Source organism: Ruegeria sp. CJ3, from assembly GCF_056536725.1.
The window spans coordinates 93,201-108,741 of the sequence record NZ_JBQFQE010000011.1 but is presented as its reverse complement, the minus strand read 5'-3'; the positions used below and the strand labels follow the sequence as shown (position 1 = coordinate 108,741).

15 protein-coding genes and 1 pseudogene are annotated in these 15,541 nt (G+C 59.4%); 5 read left to right on the top strand and 11 right to left on the bottom strand.

The genetic code is table 11. From position 1 onward, the window contains the following. Positions 1 to 24 precede the first annotated feature (24 nt). From ACR0J1_RS17190 to ACR0J1_RS17180, 3 genes are all read right to left on the bottom strand, one after another. The gene (locus ACR0J1_RS17190; RefSeq protein WP_480733866.1) at positions 25 to 1,455 is read right to left on the bottom strand and encodes an NAD-dependent succinate-semialdehyde dehydrogenase; all 1,431 of its coding nucleotides are present in this window, start codon (positions 1,453 to 1,455) and stop codon (positions 25 to 27) included. 109 nt (positions 1,456 to 1,564) lie between these two features. Then, positions 1,565 to 2,515: a LysR substrate-binding domain-containing protein gene (locus tag ACR0J1_RS17185; RefSeq protein WP_480733867.1), complete on the bottom strand. Its 951-nt coding sequence runs from the start codon at positions 2,513 to 2,515 to the stop codon at positions 1,565 to 1,567. Next, positions 2,512 to 3,288, bottom strand: coding sequence for an aspartate dehydrogenase (locus ACR0J1_RS17180; RefSeq protein WP_480733868.1), 777 nt, complete (start codon positions 3,286 to 3,288; stop codon positions 2,512 to 2,514). Before ACR0J1_RS17180 ends, ACR0J1_RS17185 begins: the two co-directional genes overlap by 4 nt. A gap of 143 nt (positions 3,289 to 3,431) precedes the next feature. Here ACR0J1_RS17180 and ACR0J1_RS17175 point away from each other — a divergent pair, with 143 nt between their 5' ends. From ACR0J1_RS17175 to ACR0J1_RS17165, 3 genes and pseudogenes are all read left to right on the top strand, one after another. Next, complete coding sequence (locus tag ACR0J1_RS17175; RefSeq protein ID WP_480733869.1) at positions 3,432 to 4,385, top strand: dihydrodipicolinate synthase family protein; 954 nt, start codon at positions 3,432 to 3,434, stop codon at positions 4,383 to 4,385. 372 nt (positions 4,386 to 4,757) lie between these two features. Then, the gene (locus ACR0J1_RS17170) at positions 4,758 to 5,096 is read left to right on the top strand and encodes a TRAP transporter large permease subunit (RefSeq protein WP_480733870.1); all 339 of its coding nucleotides are present in this window, start codon (positions 4,758 to 4,760) and stop codon (positions 5,094 to 5,096) included. Continuing rightward, positions 5,050 to 5,576, top strand: a pseudogene (locus ACR0J1_RS17165) (TRAP transporter large permease subunit). Before ACR0J1_RS17170 ends, ACR0J1_RS17165 begins: the two are co-directional and overlap by 47 nt. A gap of 175 nt (positions 5,577 to 5,751) precedes the next feature. Here ACR0J1_RS17165 and ACR0J1_RS17160 read toward each other — a convergent pair. Genes ACR0J1_RS17160 through ACR0J1_RS17125 form a run of 8 tightly spaced genes read right to left on the bottom strand, consistent with a single transcriptional unit; the run spans position 5,752 to position 12,865 of the window. Next, positions 5,752 to 6,150 carry a cupin domain-containing protein gene (locus ACR0J1_RS17160; RefSeq protein WP_480733871.1) on the bottom strand — a complete coding sequence of 133 codons (399 nt, stop codon included), beginning with the start codon at positions 6,148 to 6,150 and terminating at the stop codon, positions 5,752 to 5,754. Positions 6,151 to 6,208: 58 nt separating this feature from the next. After that, positions 6,209 to 7,069, bottom strand: coding sequence for a phosphoenolpyruvate hydrolase family protein (locus tag ACR0J1_RS17155; protein WP_480733872.1), 861 nt, complete (start codon positions 7,067 to 7,069; stop codon positions 6,209 to 6,211). A 1-nt stretch (position 7,070) separates the two neighbouring features. Then, positions 7,071 to 8,279, bottom strand: coding sequence for a Tm-1-like ATP-binding domain-containing protein (locus ACR0J1_RS17150; RefSeq protein ID WP_480733873.1), 1,209 nt, complete (start codon positions 8,277 to 8,279; stop codon positions 7,071 to 7,073). Between the two features lie 15 nt (positions 8,280 to 8,294). Then, entirely contained in the window at positions 8,295 to 9,014 is a 720-nt protein-coding gene (locus tag ACR0J1_RS17145) for an ABC transporter ATP-binding protein (protein ID WP_480733874.1), read from the bottom strand. Then, a complete protein-coding gene (locus ACR0J1_RS17140) occupies positions 9,004 to 9,777 on the bottom strand; it encodes an ABC transporter ATP-binding protein (protein ID WP_480733875.1) in 774 nt (257 codons plus the stop codon). Before ACR0J1_RS17140 ends, ACR0J1_RS17145 begins: the two co-directional genes overlap by 11 nt. Further along, positions 9,768 to 11,006: an ABC transporter substrate-binding protein gene (locus tag ACR0J1_RS17135; protein WP_480733876.1), complete on the bottom strand. Its 1,239-nt coding sequence runs from the start codon at positions 11,004 to 11,006 to the stop codon at positions 9,768 to 9,770. Before ACR0J1_RS17135 ends, ACR0J1_RS17140 begins: the two co-directional genes overlap by 10 nt. A gap of 27 nt (positions 11,007 to 11,033) precedes the next feature. Continuing rightward, complete coding sequence (locus tag ACR0J1_RS17130; protein ID WP_480733877.1) at positions 11,034 to 12,002, bottom strand: branched-chain amino acid ABC transporter permease; 969 nt, start codon at positions 12,000 to 12,002, stop codon at positions 11,034 to 11,036. Then, entirely contained in the window at positions 11,999 to 12,865 is an 867-nt protein-coding gene (locus ACR0J1_RS17125; protein WP_480733878.1) for a branched-chain amino acid ABC transporter permease, read from the bottom strand. The genes ACR0J1_RS17130 and ACR0J1_RS17125 overlap by 4 nt, the downstream gene beginning before the upstream one ends. A 189-nt stretch (positions 12,866 to 13,054) precedes the next feature. Here ACR0J1_RS17125 and ACR0J1_RS17120 point away from each other — a divergent pair, with 189 nt between their 5' ends. Together ACR0J1_RS17120 and ACR0J1_RS17115 are read left to right on the top strand one after the other, a co-directional pair. After that, positions 13,055 to 13,696: a phosphoenolpyruvate hydrolase family protein gene (locus ACR0J1_RS17120; RefSeq protein ID WP_480733879.1), complete on the top strand. Its 642-nt coding sequence runs from the start codon at positions 13,055 to 13,057 to the stop codon at positions 13,694 to 13,696. Further along, entirely contained in the window at positions 13,693 to 15,417 is a 1,725-nt protein-coding gene (locus ACR0J1_RS17115; RefSeq protein ID WP_480733880.1) for a phosphoenolpyruvate hydrolase family protein, read from the top strand. Before ACR0J1_RS17120 ends, ACR0J1_RS17115 begins: the two co-directional genes overlap by 4 nt. Positions 15,418 to 15,541 lie beyond the last annotated feature (124 nt).

Sequence of the window (15,541 nt, the reverse complement as noted above, 5' to 3'; positions counted from 1 at the left end):
ATCGCCTGTTTTACACCGTTGCGCCTACACAATGGCCGCAGAGTGCCAGACGTTTTTGACGTCCATGTAGTTATGGAGACCTTCAGTGCCACCTTCACGCCCATAACCACTGGACTTGACGCCGCCGAACGGCGTTTCGGGCATAGAGGCCTCGAGTGTGTTTATGGAGAGATTTCCAACCTCGACCTCGTCGATCAGACGGTCAATGTAATCGGCGCGATTGGTAAACGCATAGCCCGCCAGGCCGTAGGGCACCGAATTTGCTTGTGCGATCGCCTCATCCAGCGAAGAGACCGGGTTTATCACAGCGACCGGGCCAAACGGCTCTTCCTGCATGATCTGCGCATTTTGTGGCACGTTCAGCAGAACCGTGGGCTGGAAGAAATACCCGTTGTCCCCATGCCGCGCGCCGCCGGTGGCCAGTGTTGCGCCTTTGGCAACGGCATCTTCGACCAACGACGTCAGCACGGGCACGCGGCGTTCGTTTGCGGTTGGTCCCATTTCGACGCCCGCTTCCATACCGTTTCCGACGACAGTTGCCTTGGCGCGCTCGATAAAACCGGCGGCATAGTCATCAAAGATGCTTTGGTGGGCAAAGAACCGGGTCGGTGACGTGCAGACTTGGCCCGCATTGCGCATCTTGCGAATGGCGCTCGATACGGCGGCAGACTGCACATCTGCGTCTTCGCAGGCGATGACCGGCGCATGTCCACCCAATTCCATCAGCACACGCGTATCGTTTTGCGCGGCCATCGTCGTCAGATGTCGACCAACGGTCGTGGACCCTGTGAAGGCGACGAGGCGCACGGGTTTTTGGGGGATCAAGTAGCCTGAGATGTCGGCGGGGTTTCCGAAGACAAGGTTCAATACCCCCGCTGGCAGCCCGGCATCTTCGAAGGCTTTCGCAATATGGATTGCGCCTGCAGGGGTCTCTTCTGCCGCCTTCAGGATGATCGAGCAGCCCGACGCCAGTGCCCCCGCGATCTTGCGCGCAGGCTGGCTCATCGGGAAATTCCACGGCGAGAACGCTGCAACCACTCCGACGGGCTGGTGATGTACCGCAAACTTGTGTCCCCGCGCCGCCGGAATGATCCGGCCATAGGTGCGCATAGCCTCGCCTGCGTCCCATTCAAAAAACTCGGCGCCGCGAATGACTTCCAGCCGGGCCTGGGGCAGTGGCTTGCCATGTTCCAATGTGATCGAGGTCGCGATCTCGTCCTGACGTTCCCGCATAAGAGCCGCGGCGCGCAGGATCGTGTCGGCCCGTTCGCGCGGAGAGGTTTTGCGCCAAATCTCGAACCCTTTGACGGCAGCCTCCAACGCGGCGTCCAAATCCGTCGTACCGGCGCGGGGCAGGCGCCCGATCTCTTGCTCAGTGGCGGGGTTGATCACCGGCATATCCGATCCCGCCTTCCGCCATTCCCCGCCAATGAACAAATTTAGATCAGGATACATCTGTACACGCCTCCAATTACATTGCCTCCAGATCACCCATCACCTGCGCTCGCCTCAAGGAAATTGGATGAATACTGATATCGGATTGCGGAATATCAGGTTCTGGCTGCTATGCGCACAGCGACTGGGCTGCCGCATGCAGTGCCGATTTGAAAGCACGCCCCGCTGGTGACAGATCATCCCCGACGCGCAGTGAAACGCCAATGGGGCCGTGTCCAAACGGCACCCGCCAGTCAAGTTCCACAAGATGTTTGCCTGCCACGTCATGCGACACAACGGCAGCCGGCATCAGACCAATCAGATGACGCGATTGCAAAAGCGCCCGGTTGGTCAGGTACGAGACGCTTTCAATGGCGACTTTTGGTACGTATTGCTGCTGCCGGACAAAGAACTGATCGACTTGTCGCCTCAATGTCGTTTCCAAGGGCGGTAAAATCCATCCGAACGGTTTCGTCTGGGCAAAGCTTACGTCGCTTATCTGCGCCAAAGGATGATCTAGGCCAACCACGGCAAGAATACGATCTTCGAACAATTTCTCCCGGCGCAGTTTATCGCGATGTCTTTGCGAGGGCAGGCGTCCAACAACCATGTCAATTTCACCGGACAGAAGACCGGGCATCAGAACCTCGTTTGTGCCTTCAATGATCTTGATTGCCACATTCGGGCGCTGTTCCAGAAGAATTTCGATGGCTTTGGGCAAAAGGCTGGTTGACGCCGCAAGCAATGTGCCGACGACAACCCGACCGGCATTGCCTTCGCTTAGGTCGTCCAGTTCCTGCGCGGCATTCGAAATCTGCGCAAAAATCAGCTTGCCGTGACGGATCAGTGTTTCGCCAAAGACTGTTGGTACGACGCCCCGGTTGGTGCGGTCGAAAAGCTTGACCTCAAAGTCCAGTTCCAAATCCTGGATCATCTTGGTCGCGGCGGGTTGCGATATGCTCAGTGACCGCGCCGCATTCTGGATGTTGCCATGCGTGCCAACGGCCACCAGCAGACGCAATTGCCGCAGCTTAAGCCGGGTCAGCGCACGGTCAACAATCCGGGCGTGGCGATCAATCATAGTGAAATCCCCGCCGATATCTGATCAAGCTTGCTCAGAACGCTCATCGCGGCCAACGCAGAAGAGCGGGGATTTTCAGGCAGGGAATTGCCGCTGATCTGGAACTGAAACTGGCCGAAGTCGCCTTCGGCGGTGACCTCGTGAATGTTCTGCGAGACCTCTGCATCCGCAATCAGCCGAACCTTTGTGTCATCGAATCCAAGGCCCGCAAGCGCGACGGCCGCTGCGACATTGGCGTTCTTGGGATATTCCAGCGCGGCGGCACGGGCACTGCCTTCGAAATGTAGGTATGTGCCTTTGATCAGTCCTTCCAAATCCAGCTTGGCCTCGGCAGGGGACCCTTTCCATCCCTGCGGAGGTTTCCGGCCCGTATAGGTCACAGATGTCAACGTGCCCATGCGCGCGGCAGCCAAACAATCCAGCGCCCCGATGGCACCGCTGGCCAGATGCAATTGCGACCCTCCGGCCTCTGCCGCATCTCGCAAGGCGTCCCCGGTTTTCGCATTGGCTAGGGCACCAATTGAAACGGTGATCATGCTGAGACCCCGCGCCAGGATTTGCGGGCCGTGCGTCCTCAGAGCCTCGTGCCCCGCGCAGTCGATCATCAGATCAAGGTCGCGCGGAAGCGCCTCGACCGACCCGACCTCGAGGACCGCTCCGTCCGCCACTTTTTCCGGTCGCAGCAGGACGGCGCCCAGCTCATGCCCGTTCGAAGCCAGCGCATCTTCTACATATCGCGCGATTGCGCCTTTGCCGATCAATCCAACTTTCATGGGACGACATTAGGCCATCATAAGGTTCTCGGGAATTGCAAAGCGGTTGGTATCCGTTTTTTTGATATCCATATACCCCCTTCGCTTTGGACTGCGCAGATGTATTAAGGTCTTCTGGCGTCAAATCGGAAGGAGCGGTCCCTATGAAATATACCAAACACGACGCAAAGGCCTATGCGCGTGAGAACATGCGCGGCATTTGGGCGGCGGCGCTGAATCCATTTAAGGATGACCTGTCGCTGGACGAAGAGGGTTTGCGCGCCAACATCCGGCATTGGGTCGATGATCTGGGCATTCAGGGTCTGTTCGTGGCGGGCAAACAGGGCGAGTTTTGGTCGATGAGCCTAGAGGAGCGCAAGCGCAACATGAGCATCGCCGCCGATGAATGCAAAGGCACGGCGGGCACGATCATGTCGATCTCGGATCAGAACATGAATACCGCGCTGGAACTCGGCCGCCACGCCCAAGAATGTGGCGCAGATTATGTGGTGGTTCATGCGCCCATGCTCAGCTTTTGTCAGGATCGCGGAAACGTCCTCTATCACTACTACAAGCGTTTCTGTGACGAACTAGACATCGGCATTGCGATGTGGAGCCACCCCGATAGTGGCTATCTGATGCAGCCCGAGGAATGCGCCCGCATCGCGGAATTGCCCAATATAGTAGCGATCAAATATTCTGTCCCGCGTGAGATGTATGTGCGCCTTACGCACATGGTCGGCGAGAAAATCCACGTCTCAACCTCGGCCGAGCATGAGTGGCTCGACAATATTCTGGAGCTGAACTGGAAGCTCTATCTTTGCTCATCGCCGCCCTATCAATTGCAGACCAAGGCTGATCAGCGGATGAACGAGTATACACGGCTGGCCTTTGAAGGCAAAGCCGATGAAGCGCGGCGCGTATTCGACAGCCTGAACCCGGTCCGCGATGCGATGAAACGAACAAAACCAGCAGGCAAGCCGACGGCGTTCGGCAAGTATTGGCAAGAGCTTTTGGGCCAGACCGGGGGCCGCGTCCGCGCGCCCATGTTAGAGCTGACCGAGGCGGAGAAAGAGATCATCCGCCATGGGTTCAACGAATGTGGGCTCAAGGTCTGATATGGCGAAATCGGATATCCACATGCCGACAATTAATTTGCGGCAAAGGCAAGTGTCGCAGACACTTTTGGAGAAGGGAGACGACCTATGTCTAAATTAGCGACGTTTAACTTCAAGGCCTGGACTGATGAGCACCGGCATTTACTGAATACTGTGGTTCTGCTGGCGCTGGTTTCTACCACTTGATCTTGCGCAGGCTGGGTTCGACACGACGAAATTTCAGGGCGACACCTTCAACTTCATCTATGCAGAACCCACCCCGACACTGGGTCTGCCAAAGTACCTGTTCTGGCTGGTCATGTGGCTCTTTGCCGTTGGTACAAAGCTCCATTCGACCGCGCATCTGCTGTCACACACGCCAGAGAATTCGAATTGAGTGCGATCGTCTTTCTCATCGCTCTCCTGCTGTCTGCTCCAGTTGCGATCATTGGTGCCGCCACCGCGCAGATCGCGGTTATGTCGCGCGCCGTGGTCTCCGAGATGAAAGCAGAAGGCTACGACGAAGGCTTTGCCGCCACGACAACTGCCGGTGGAGGGCTGCTTGCCCCGGTAATCCTGCCGTCAAGGATGTTCGTGGTTTTCGGCGTCCTGGCTCAGGTGCCCATCGGCGAGATGTTCATCGCAGGCATTATTCTGGGCCTGCTGCCTGGCACTGGCATCTGCCTTGGTAATCACAAAGATCGGCTGGTCCCAGCAATTTCCAAGAGGTGATTGGTTATCCCTTGATGAAGCATGTCGTGCGCTGCTGGTTGCCCTACCAGCAATGCTGGTACCTGTTGCGATCATCAGTGGAATTCTGCTTGGCATCGCAACTCCCACGGAATCAGCAGCGATCGCCTCTCTCATCGCCTTTCTCTTGGGCTGGCTGTTCTACCGCGACCTAGACCCGGGTAAACTGAGGCAGATGTTCATCCGTACGGCACAAATGCGTCAATGATCCTCTTCATGATCGTAGCCGCAAGCGTTTTTGGCTGGGTCATCGTCTATGAGGAACTGCCGCAAAAACTCGCCGGTCTGATCACGTCGATCACCTCAGATCCGTTCATGTTCCTGTTGATCGTTAATCTGGCACTTTTTGCTTGTCGGCATGGTCATCGACGGGATCGCGGCGATCATCCTGCTCACACGGGGTCCTGCTGCCAATTGCCACCGGTTCATATGACATCAGCCTCTACATCGCTTCATCCATGAGCGGAACCACGCCAGGTCGGATCCTAAAATCGCTCTGGCCGTTTCTGGTCGCTGTGACAGCCATTCTGATCTTGCTGAGTTACTTTCCAAAATTGACAACCTTGTTGATTTGAACTTTGTATCTCAATTTATGGGTAGCGTCTGCAAGTGAATGTCGCTGGCGCTTTTTGCGGATCTACCGCAGACCACTCCACGGCGCCGTATCCGCGACGTCTTCGATCTCGTACCCCATTTCTCCGACGCATGGACCCAAGATGGCCAGAAGCGTTGCGTCGTTATCACCAATGTTGAACGTGGCGTGGACCACATCAGCACCGATAAAAACCGAATCCCCCGGGCCCATAGCCCGTTTTTCCTCGCCAAGCCACTGCTCGACCTTGCCCGCGACGCAATAGATGACCTCTTCCTGATCGGGGTGTTTGTGAAAATCGTGGCCATGACCGGGCGCAAGGCTGACCTCGATCACCGTGAGTTGCCCAGCACCAGTTGCGGGTGGGTTGCTCATCCATTTTAACTTGCCCCAATCGAGCGTTTCCTGCGGCGTGTCCGCCGAAAGCATGAATTTTCCGATCATAGCAATTCTCCGATAGTGTTTTGGTTGCGCAACAGTCCCGAAAGTTGAAGATTGGTCGTCAAGCGACACCTCTAGAGCTTTCATTACCACGCCGCAGTTTGCCGAACTCGGCGGTCTGGGCTGTGATCGCCCGTTCGGTGGGCAGACGCTCCATCGATGAGGCACCATAGAAGCCGTGGCAATCGGGGCAGAGGTCAAGGAATTTCTGTGCATCCTCAGGTTCCGCGAGCGGACCGCCGTGGCAGATAAAGATCAAGTCATCGCGGTAAGCCCGCGCCGCCGCGGCCCATTCATCGTAAAGCCGCGCGCATTCTGCGATATCGGGCGCACTGTCTCCGGCGCCGATGGACCCGCCCGTGGTCAGGCCAAAATGCGCCACGATCACATCCGCGCCCGCCTTGGCCATTTCGGCGGCGTTGTCAGCGCTGAATACATATGGTGTGGTCAGCAGGTCGCGCTCGCGGGCCTTGGCGATCATCTCGACCTCCATGTCATAGGACATGCCGGTAGCCTCAAGCTCGCGCCGGAAACGGCCGTCGATGATGCCAACAGTGGGAAAGTTCTGAACGCCCGCGAACCCCATCGCGCCAAGATCGTCCAGAAACTTGTCCATGATACAGAAAGGGTCCGTGGCATTCACACCCGCCAAAACAGGCACGTTTTTGACAACGGGCAGCACTTCGCGCCCCATATCCACAACGATCTCGTTGGCGTTGCCATAGGACATATACCCCGCCAGCGACCCGCGGCCGGCCATGCGATAGCGGCCTGAATTGTAAATGACGATCAGGTCGATGCCGCCAGCCTCTTCGCATTTGGCGGACAGGCCGGTGCCCGCTCCGCCGCCGACGATCACCTTGTCTGCTGCGATTTTGGCCCGCAGGCGGCCAAGGATTTTTGTGCGTCCCGTGACTGCCATCTCAGGTATCCTTCTTTGCATAGATTTCGTTGAAATTGCTGATCGCGGCCTCGGCAAAGGCGGGATCGTTGATATGCAGGTCCAACTCGACCAGTTGCCGGTCGGGGGTCTGGACCACCGTGTCGCGCAACGCCTGGAACAGCGCCTCGTTGGCTGCCGGATCGTGGAAAGCCCCGCCCTCGATATCCAACGCAGAGACCCCGCGCAGAGGCAGCAGGAACCGCACCGGCCCGCCACAGGCGTTCAGCTTGTTGCCGATCCATGTGCCGATTTGCGCGCATTCCTCGGGAGTCGAGCGCATCAGTGTGACCTGCGCGTTGTGGTGATAGAAGTTGCGCCCCTTAAACTCCGGTGGCACCGACTCGGGTGCCCAGAAATTCGCCATGTCCAGCGCGCCACACGACCCTACATAAGGCAGTTTGCTGCGCGCGATGCTGTCGAGGCGTTCTTCGCCCGCGCTGAGGAAACCGCCCACGATCAGGTCGCAGATCTCGGTCGTCGTGATGTCCAGAACACCCGTCACGTCGCCCTGATCGACCAGTTGCTCCATCGACCGGCCACCGCTACCGGTGGCGTGGAAGACAAGGCAATCGTAGTCCTCGGCCAAACCTTCGGTGATGGCCTGAACGGCGGGGGTGGTGACGCCGAACATCGACAGGACCAGCGCCGGGCGGTCATCTGCGGCTTCGGGCACCTCATTGGCCATCATACCCGCCAGCGCATGGGCCGCATTGCCCAGCAGTTTGCGCGACACGCGGTTCAGACCCGAGACATCCGTCACCGGATGGAACATATTCACATCCGAGGCCCCCACATAGGCCGAGACATCGCCCGATGCGAGGGTGGACACCAGCACCTTGGGTACGCCGATGGGCAAAGCCTGCATGGCCGGAGCAATGATCCCCGACCCGCCCGAGCCACCCAGCCCAATGATGCCGCCAAGATCGTCGCGGCCCAGCACAAAGGCCGTCAGCGCGCGCGACATCTCGGTCACAGCCTGCCCGCGGTCGTTCACGAACACCGAGGCCGGGCCGTCGGGATGGCAGGCGGCGACGCTGGTGGCTGTTACATCCACGCCCGCCTCGCCGCCTTTGGTGCCGACATTGACAAGCACGGTTTCCATCCCTGCCGCATCGATCAGATCGCGCACATAGCGCAGTTCCGGCCCTTTGGTGTCGGCGGTGCCGATCACGTAAGCTCTTTTTGTCATCCTCTCTCCCTCCCGTTAGCCCGACTGCCCGGGTTCCAGCCCCAGATGGCGCTTTTGCATCGCCGGATCGTTTTCAAGGGCCTCTGCCGTCATCCGCTCGACAACTTCTCCGCCAACCATGATGGCCACGTCCTGCACGGCGGCCAGCGCCGCGTGCATGTTCTGTTCGACCAGCAGCACCGCGATGCCCTCGCTTGCGATCAGTTCGATCAGATCAATCACGTCCGAGACGATGGCCGGGGCCAGCCCCTCGGTCGGTTCGTCCAGCACCATCAGGCGCGGGTTCAGCAGCAGCGCGCGGCCAATCGCCAGCATCTGCTGTTCCCCGCCCGACAGGCGGTTGCCCAGATTGCGGCGACGTTCCTTGAGGCGCGGAAAGGTCTCGTACACCCGGTCAACAGACCACGCGCCGCCCTTGCGTTCGACGATCTTCAGGTGCTCCTCAACGGTCAGAGACCGGAACACCCGCCGCCCCTGCGGCACATAGCCGATCCCCATCTGCGCGCGCTTTTCGGGCGGCAGACCGGTCATATCCACGCCGTCAAATCGGATTTCCCCCGCCGAATGCGGGTGCAGGCCCATGATGGCGTTGCACAGGCTGGTCTTGCCCATCCCATTACGACCCAGAATGCCCAGAGGGCGTTTGCCGAGGTTCAGATCAACGCCATGCAACACATGACTTGAGCCATAGCGCAGGTCCAGCCCGCGAATATCCAGCAGAGCATCAGTGGCCATGAGCGCCTCCGATATACACGCGATGCACGTCTTCATTGCGCATGATGTCGTCTGGTGAGCCTTCGGCCAGCATCCGCCCGTTATAGAGGACCGAAACGCTCTCTGAGGTCTGCAAGGCGATATCCATATCGTGCTCGATCAGCACAACCGTCACATCCTTGGGCAAGGACATCAGCAGCGCGCTGAGCTTCGGGCGTTCGGCAGGCGACAGCCCAGCCGCCGGTTCGTCCAGCAGCAAGATCTTGGGATCCTCGGCCAGCGCGATCCCGATTTCCAACTGCCGCCGCTGCCCGTGGCTGAGTTCGGATGTCTCACGCTCCAGCACATCGGCAACACCTGCAATCTCGGCCAGACGCTCGGCCTCAGCCAGCCGGTCATCACTGACCCGTAGGGGCAGCACCTGCCGCCAGCCGCCGCGCACCCCGGCCACGGCCAGAAACAGCGTGTCGCGCACGGTCAGGCCGTTGAACAGATGGGCATGCTGATAGGTCCGGCGCAGCCCGCGTTGAATTCTCTTGTTGATCGGCTCGCGCGTCACGCTGTCGCCAAACAGGGAGATCTGGCCGGTCGTGGCGCTGGTATCCCCGGTCAATACGTTGAACAGGCTGGTCTTGCCCGCCCCGTTCGGCCCCAGAATCGCGCGCCGCTCGCCGGGGCGGACGGTCAGGTCGATATCCTGCACCGCCCAGAACCCGCCAAAGCGTTTGCCAATGCCCCGGACCTCCAGGGCATTGGCTGTGTTATGTGAGTGGTTTACGGGCACGAAGGGTTGTCCCGGCTGACCGGCCCCGAGGCCAGGAACGCGTCTTCTTCCTGTCCCAGCAGCTGGTCAACGTCGCGCACAACCTTGACCACGCGGTTGCCCAGCGTGCCATCTTCGCGCTCGAACACTTCGGTGACGAAGTTGTCGACAACGCCGTTACGGTTCTTATCCAGACGCATGGTGCCACCGGTCGGGGTTACAAAGGTCAGGTTGGTAAGCGCTTCGCGGAACGCTGCCTGATCGTTGGACAGATCACCATCGACTTCATCCAGCGCCAGCAGACCTGCTTTTGCCGCCATGTAATAGTGATGGGCAAAGATCGAAGGGGCCGAGAAACCATCAGGGAAGGCGTCAGTGTAGCTGGCCGAGAACTCTTTCCACTCTGCACCGTCATAGTCGCTGACGGTAGGAGTACCCGCAGGCGCGCCAACCAGAAGCTTTTTGAATGGGCCTTTGCTGTCTAGGATCGACTGGTCGATGGTGATCGAGCCGCCGATGATCGGCTTATCACCGCCTGCCTGACTGTACTGGGTCAGGAAGTTGACCGCATCCGCGCCACCCAGGGCCACGAAAATCGCGTCGACATCCTGCGGGATCGAGTAGACAACCGAGGAGTAGTCCTTGTTGCCGATCGGGGTCCAGAACTTCTCGGGCACCTTGCCACCTGCCGAGCAGAACTCGGACATGAAGCCCAGAACCTGAGTGTAGGGGAAAGAATAGTCTTCGGCGATCACGGCCACGGATTTGTAACCCATGTCGTTATAGGCATAGTCACCAACGCCAACCATCCACTGCGCGCCATCGCCGCCAAAACGGAAGAAGTTTTCAGAGCTGTCGCGCAGCGTCGTATCCTGCGCCGCCGAAGAGCCGTTGATGAAGGTCACGGCCGGATAAGATTTCGACAGATCGCGCAGCGCCAGACCTTCGGAGCCGGACAGCGGGCCGACAATGATGTCTACGCCGTCCTGTTCGATCAGCTTGCGCGCCGCGTTCACCGCGCTGTCCGGGCTGGCGTCAGACGACATGGTGATGACTTCGATTGTGTTGCCATCGACCTCGCCCCCGGTTTCCAGAACCGCCAGCTCCGCGCCGCGGATGCCGTCCTGTCCCAACGCGGCAAACGCGCCTTCCAGGATCGAAATCACGCCGATTTTGACGTCTTCGGCAGATGCAGGCACCGCCATTGCGCTAAGCGCCAGCGCGGATGCAGCCATTTTGAGCTTATTCATTTTTTAGGTTCCTCCCTATGAGTTTGCTCAGACAGTTGATTTCTTTTTCGCTTCAGGACGGCGCAGCCGCGCCATCCAGTCGCTTGCCAGCTGTTGCAGCCCGCCCGGGGCCACGATCACGATCAGCAGCAGCACAACGCCGATCAGCGTGTTGAACCGCTCGCGGTCGATCAGGTCGACGGCGAAGGTGTCCAGCAGGACAAAGACCACCGCTCCGACAAACGCTCCGCCCGGGTGGCGCAGCCCGCCGATGACCGAGATGATGAGGATGTCGATGATGGGCCCAAGCCCGACCGAAAAGGATGAGATGCGTTCCTGATACCAGACGTTCAGGATGCCCCCGGCCCCGGCCAGCAGGCCCGAAAAGGCAAAGGCGGCAACGATGGGTGTGGTGACGGAAATCCCCAGCGCCAGCACGCGCCCCGGCGCGTCGCGCACGGCCTGAATGGTCAGGCCCAGCGGCGAGCGGACAAAGCCGCTGACCAATGCCAGCGCCAATGCGGCCACGCCAAGCGATAACAGATACAGCGGCAACGGATCGCGCAGGCTGAGACCCGCAATCTGTGGCGCGCGGACGCCGGAAAAGCCGGTCCAGCCATTGAAGAAGGTATAGTTCTGGCGGGTGAAGTAGAAGAACGCCACGCCAATCGCCAACGTGATCATGATGGCGTAGATCCCGCGCGACCGGCGCGCGATCAAACCAACTAAGGCACCTGAAACGGTCGCAAAGATCAGCGCCAGCGGGATGGAAATCCAGAACTGCAGCGGAACTCCGATGCCGACTGAATTTGGACCAAAAAACGCAATGGTATAGCCCGCAATTCCGGCCATGGTCGCTTGCGCAAAAGAAACGACACCCAGATAGGTCGCCAGAAAGCTGAGGCTCAGCGCCATGATCCCAAGGATCAGCGACCGCGTGGCGACCTGCGTCAGCCAGAAATCGTTCAGCACGACCGGCAGGATCAGCAGCGGGATAAGGATCAGCGCCTGTTTCATTGCTCGGCCTTTCCCAGCAGGCCCTGCGGCCGCACCGCCAGCACCAGAACCATGATCGCAAAGGTGAAGACCACGCCGTAAGTAGGCGCATAGGCGAGCCCGTATTGCTCGGCCAGACCGACCAGAAGCGCACCCAGAGCAGCCCCTCCGATCGAGCCCATGCCGCCGACGATCACCACCACCAGCGAAGACAGCAGGAATTGCAGGTCTGTCCCCGGCGCAATTGACAATGCGCTGGCGGCGACGACTCCGGCCATCCCGGCCAGCATGCCGCCCAAGGCAAACACAAGAACAAAGATACGGTTGATCGGATAGCCCAAGGCGCGCAGCATGTCCTGATCGTCGACGCCCGCCCGGATTACCGCACCAAATCGCGTGCGTTGGATCAGAAACCACAGGCCAATCCCCACAACCAGCGCAAAGCCCATCAGCGCCAGACGGATATTGGCATACCCCACGCCCAGAACCGGCAGGCGCTGCCCCCCGGCCAGGCCATCGGGCAGTTCGACCTGATAGGTCAACCCGCCCCAGTACCACAGCATCAGATCGGCCATGATGATCGAGATCGCAATCGAGGCAAGCGTCTGGCGCAACTCATCCCCTTGCATCCAGCCCAAAACCCCCGCCTGCACAATGGCTCCGGCCAAAGCCGCCGCCAAACCTCCGCCAAGGACACCCAGACCCCATGAGCCGGTAACATCGACGATGCTGTAACCGACATAACCACCCAGCAGCAGCAACGCCCCATGGGCCATGTTCACCGTGCGCATCAGCCCAAAGATCAGGCTGAAGCCGCTGGCTGCCAAAAAGTAGAGCGCTGCAAGCGTCAGCCCATTCAGGGTGACGATCAGAAATAAGGTCATGATTCCTCCCGTTGAGACGACAATGTCCGAATTTCAGAAATCGGCACAGCATCGGATTCTTTTCCGGTGAAGAAAAATATCTCTATTTTACAAATGCTTAATGCCTTCCTATGCTCAACGGCTTTTAAGAAAGCAAGAAAAAATGAGAATTAACTTCTCAAATACGGAAATCTCTTCCTATACAGAGTCATGCAAAACCTGACACTGACTGGCACGCCTTCTGCCGACCCGGACCAGATCGACCGCATTTACTGCCCTGCTTTGGGTGGTCTGAGTGTTTCTCAGGCAGATTTGGCCTTCGTAATGCCCCGGCTTGACCACAACCGCGTGCTGCGTGAAACGCCGAAACAGGGCGACTGGGCGGCCATTTTGGCCAGCGATCCGTTCGGGTCCGAAGCGACCATGCTCTCGCAACTCTATGAGAAAGGGTATCGCGGCGTGGTGAACTGGCCCTCTTCGATCCTGCTGGATGGCAGTTTGCGCCAGTCGATGTCGACAATCCCGGCCTCGCCTGAGTTCGAATACGCTTTTCTGGCCCGCGCCAAAGCCGCCGGGTTTCAGACGCTGGCCTTCTTCATCTCGCTGGCGCAGGCCCGCGCCGCGGTAAGGGCCGGGCTGGACCAGCTTGCCCTGCACCCCGGCCTGCTGGATGTGGACAGCCCCGACAGCGGCGCGCTTGTTCTGGGTTCATTGCAAAGGGTGATTGAGACGATCCGGGACGAGGCAGAGCAGGTCAGCGTGTTTGCCTATACCTCGACATGGCACGAACGCATGGTTCCGCTTAGCACGCTTGATGTGGACGGTCTGATCTGGTGCGAGGGTGCGGCATGACAAGTCGCGACAGGAACTTTCTGTTTGCTGCGGTTGTTGGCTCGGGCCTGACGGCAAAGGCGGCAGACAAGGCCGGGGCCGATTATCTGCTGGCCCTGAACGCGGGACGTTTCCGGGTGCAGGGGGCTTCATCCCTGACCAGCTTTCTGCCAGTCCGGGCTGCCAATGACTGGGTCATCGAATTTGCCGAACGCGAGATGCTGGGCCGCTGCTCTGCGCCGATCTATGCGGGGTTCTCGGTTAGTGATCCCGATCTGGACATCGGCGATCTGGTGCAAAGAACCAAAAGGCTTGGCTTCTCAGGCATCTGCAATTTCCCGTCAACCACGCTGATCGACGGGCGGCTGGGCGCATTGATGGAGCGCGAGGGGTTGGGGTTCGACCGCGAAATCGCGCTGGTGCAGGAGGCGGCGGCGGCCGGTCTGGGCACCTTCGTCTATGTCCACACCAACGCGCAGGCCCGCAGGATGGTCGATGCAGGTGCGACGGCCATCTGTGTAAACGTGGGCTTTACCAGCGGCGCGACGGGCGTGAGCACGCACCTGACACTGGAAACCGCAGCGGCGCAGATCGAGCGGGTTCTCGACGGCGTACCAGCCTCGGTCGACAAACTGTGCCACGGTGGCCCCATCACCTCGCCCGAAGAGGCGCTGGCCATCACCCGCATCTGCGGTGTGCAGGGATTTGTTGCAGGCTCAACACTTGACCGGCTGCCGGTCGAGCAAACCCTTAGCGAAGTCACCAAGGGCTTTACCGCGATCCCCAGCTTGACGCGCATCAAACAGGCCCCTTCGAACACCGCAAATGATCTGGTGGGCTCGTCTTATGCCATGCAGATGATCCGCGAAGAACTGGATGATCTCGCCTATGAAGACATCCCGGTTCTGTTGATCGGCGAGACCGGGACGGGCAAAAGCCGCGCAGCCCTTAGGCTGCACGAAGCGGGGCCTAGTGCCCGGCGGCAACCCGTGGTCGTGGATTGCCCGGCCCTGGGCGGTGAGGAAGGCGGCGTGCATTTGCTGGGCAGAGCGCCCGGCGCGTTGGGCAGTACTGGCACCCAACGCGGCGCATTGGAGCAAGCGTCGGGCAGCACCATTATCTTTGACGAAATCACGGCATTGCAGCCCGAGCATCAGGGCAAGATTCTGAAATTCACCGATGAAAAAACGGTGCAGCGTATCGGAGATCATACGCTCCGGCGCGCGGATGCCCGGATCATCTCGACCACTACGCAGGATCCGATTGGCCAGATCGAGAGGGAAACGTTTCGACAGGATTTGTATTACCGGATTTCCGGCCATGAAATCACGCTGTCCCCGTTGCGCGACCGCGTTGACGATATCCCAGAACTTGCCATGTACCTTGGCCAACAGGTCAGTGGCGAGCCCCCGAAGTTCTCGAACGCTGCGTTGCGGCTGATGCTGGAACACAACTGGCCCGGCAATGTGCGAGAGCTGCACCACGCCGTTCAGCGCGCGGTGCGCCGGTCGGGCGGGGCAACGATCGACCTCAAGGCGATCGACTTTCTGCGTCGGAAACCGGCGGCTGTTCCGAAAGCGCAGACGGATGAAACGCCGGCCCGAGTCGCCGTGTCCGAGCGCGACTGGATCGCCGAGGCACTGGCGCGAAACGGCTTCCGCCGCGCGCAAACCGCCGAGGAACTGGGCATGACCACGCGCACGCTTTACAACAAAATCAAGAAGTTCGGCCTTCAGGCCTGAGCCCTTTTTGGGGTGCAAAACTGCCTGCGCAAATGCCAGAAATGGCGGTTTGAATACCCTGGAAAAAAATCCTTGACGCTTCACCAGCACGCATGGTTTCGTATATGAAACGGTTTCAAACGAC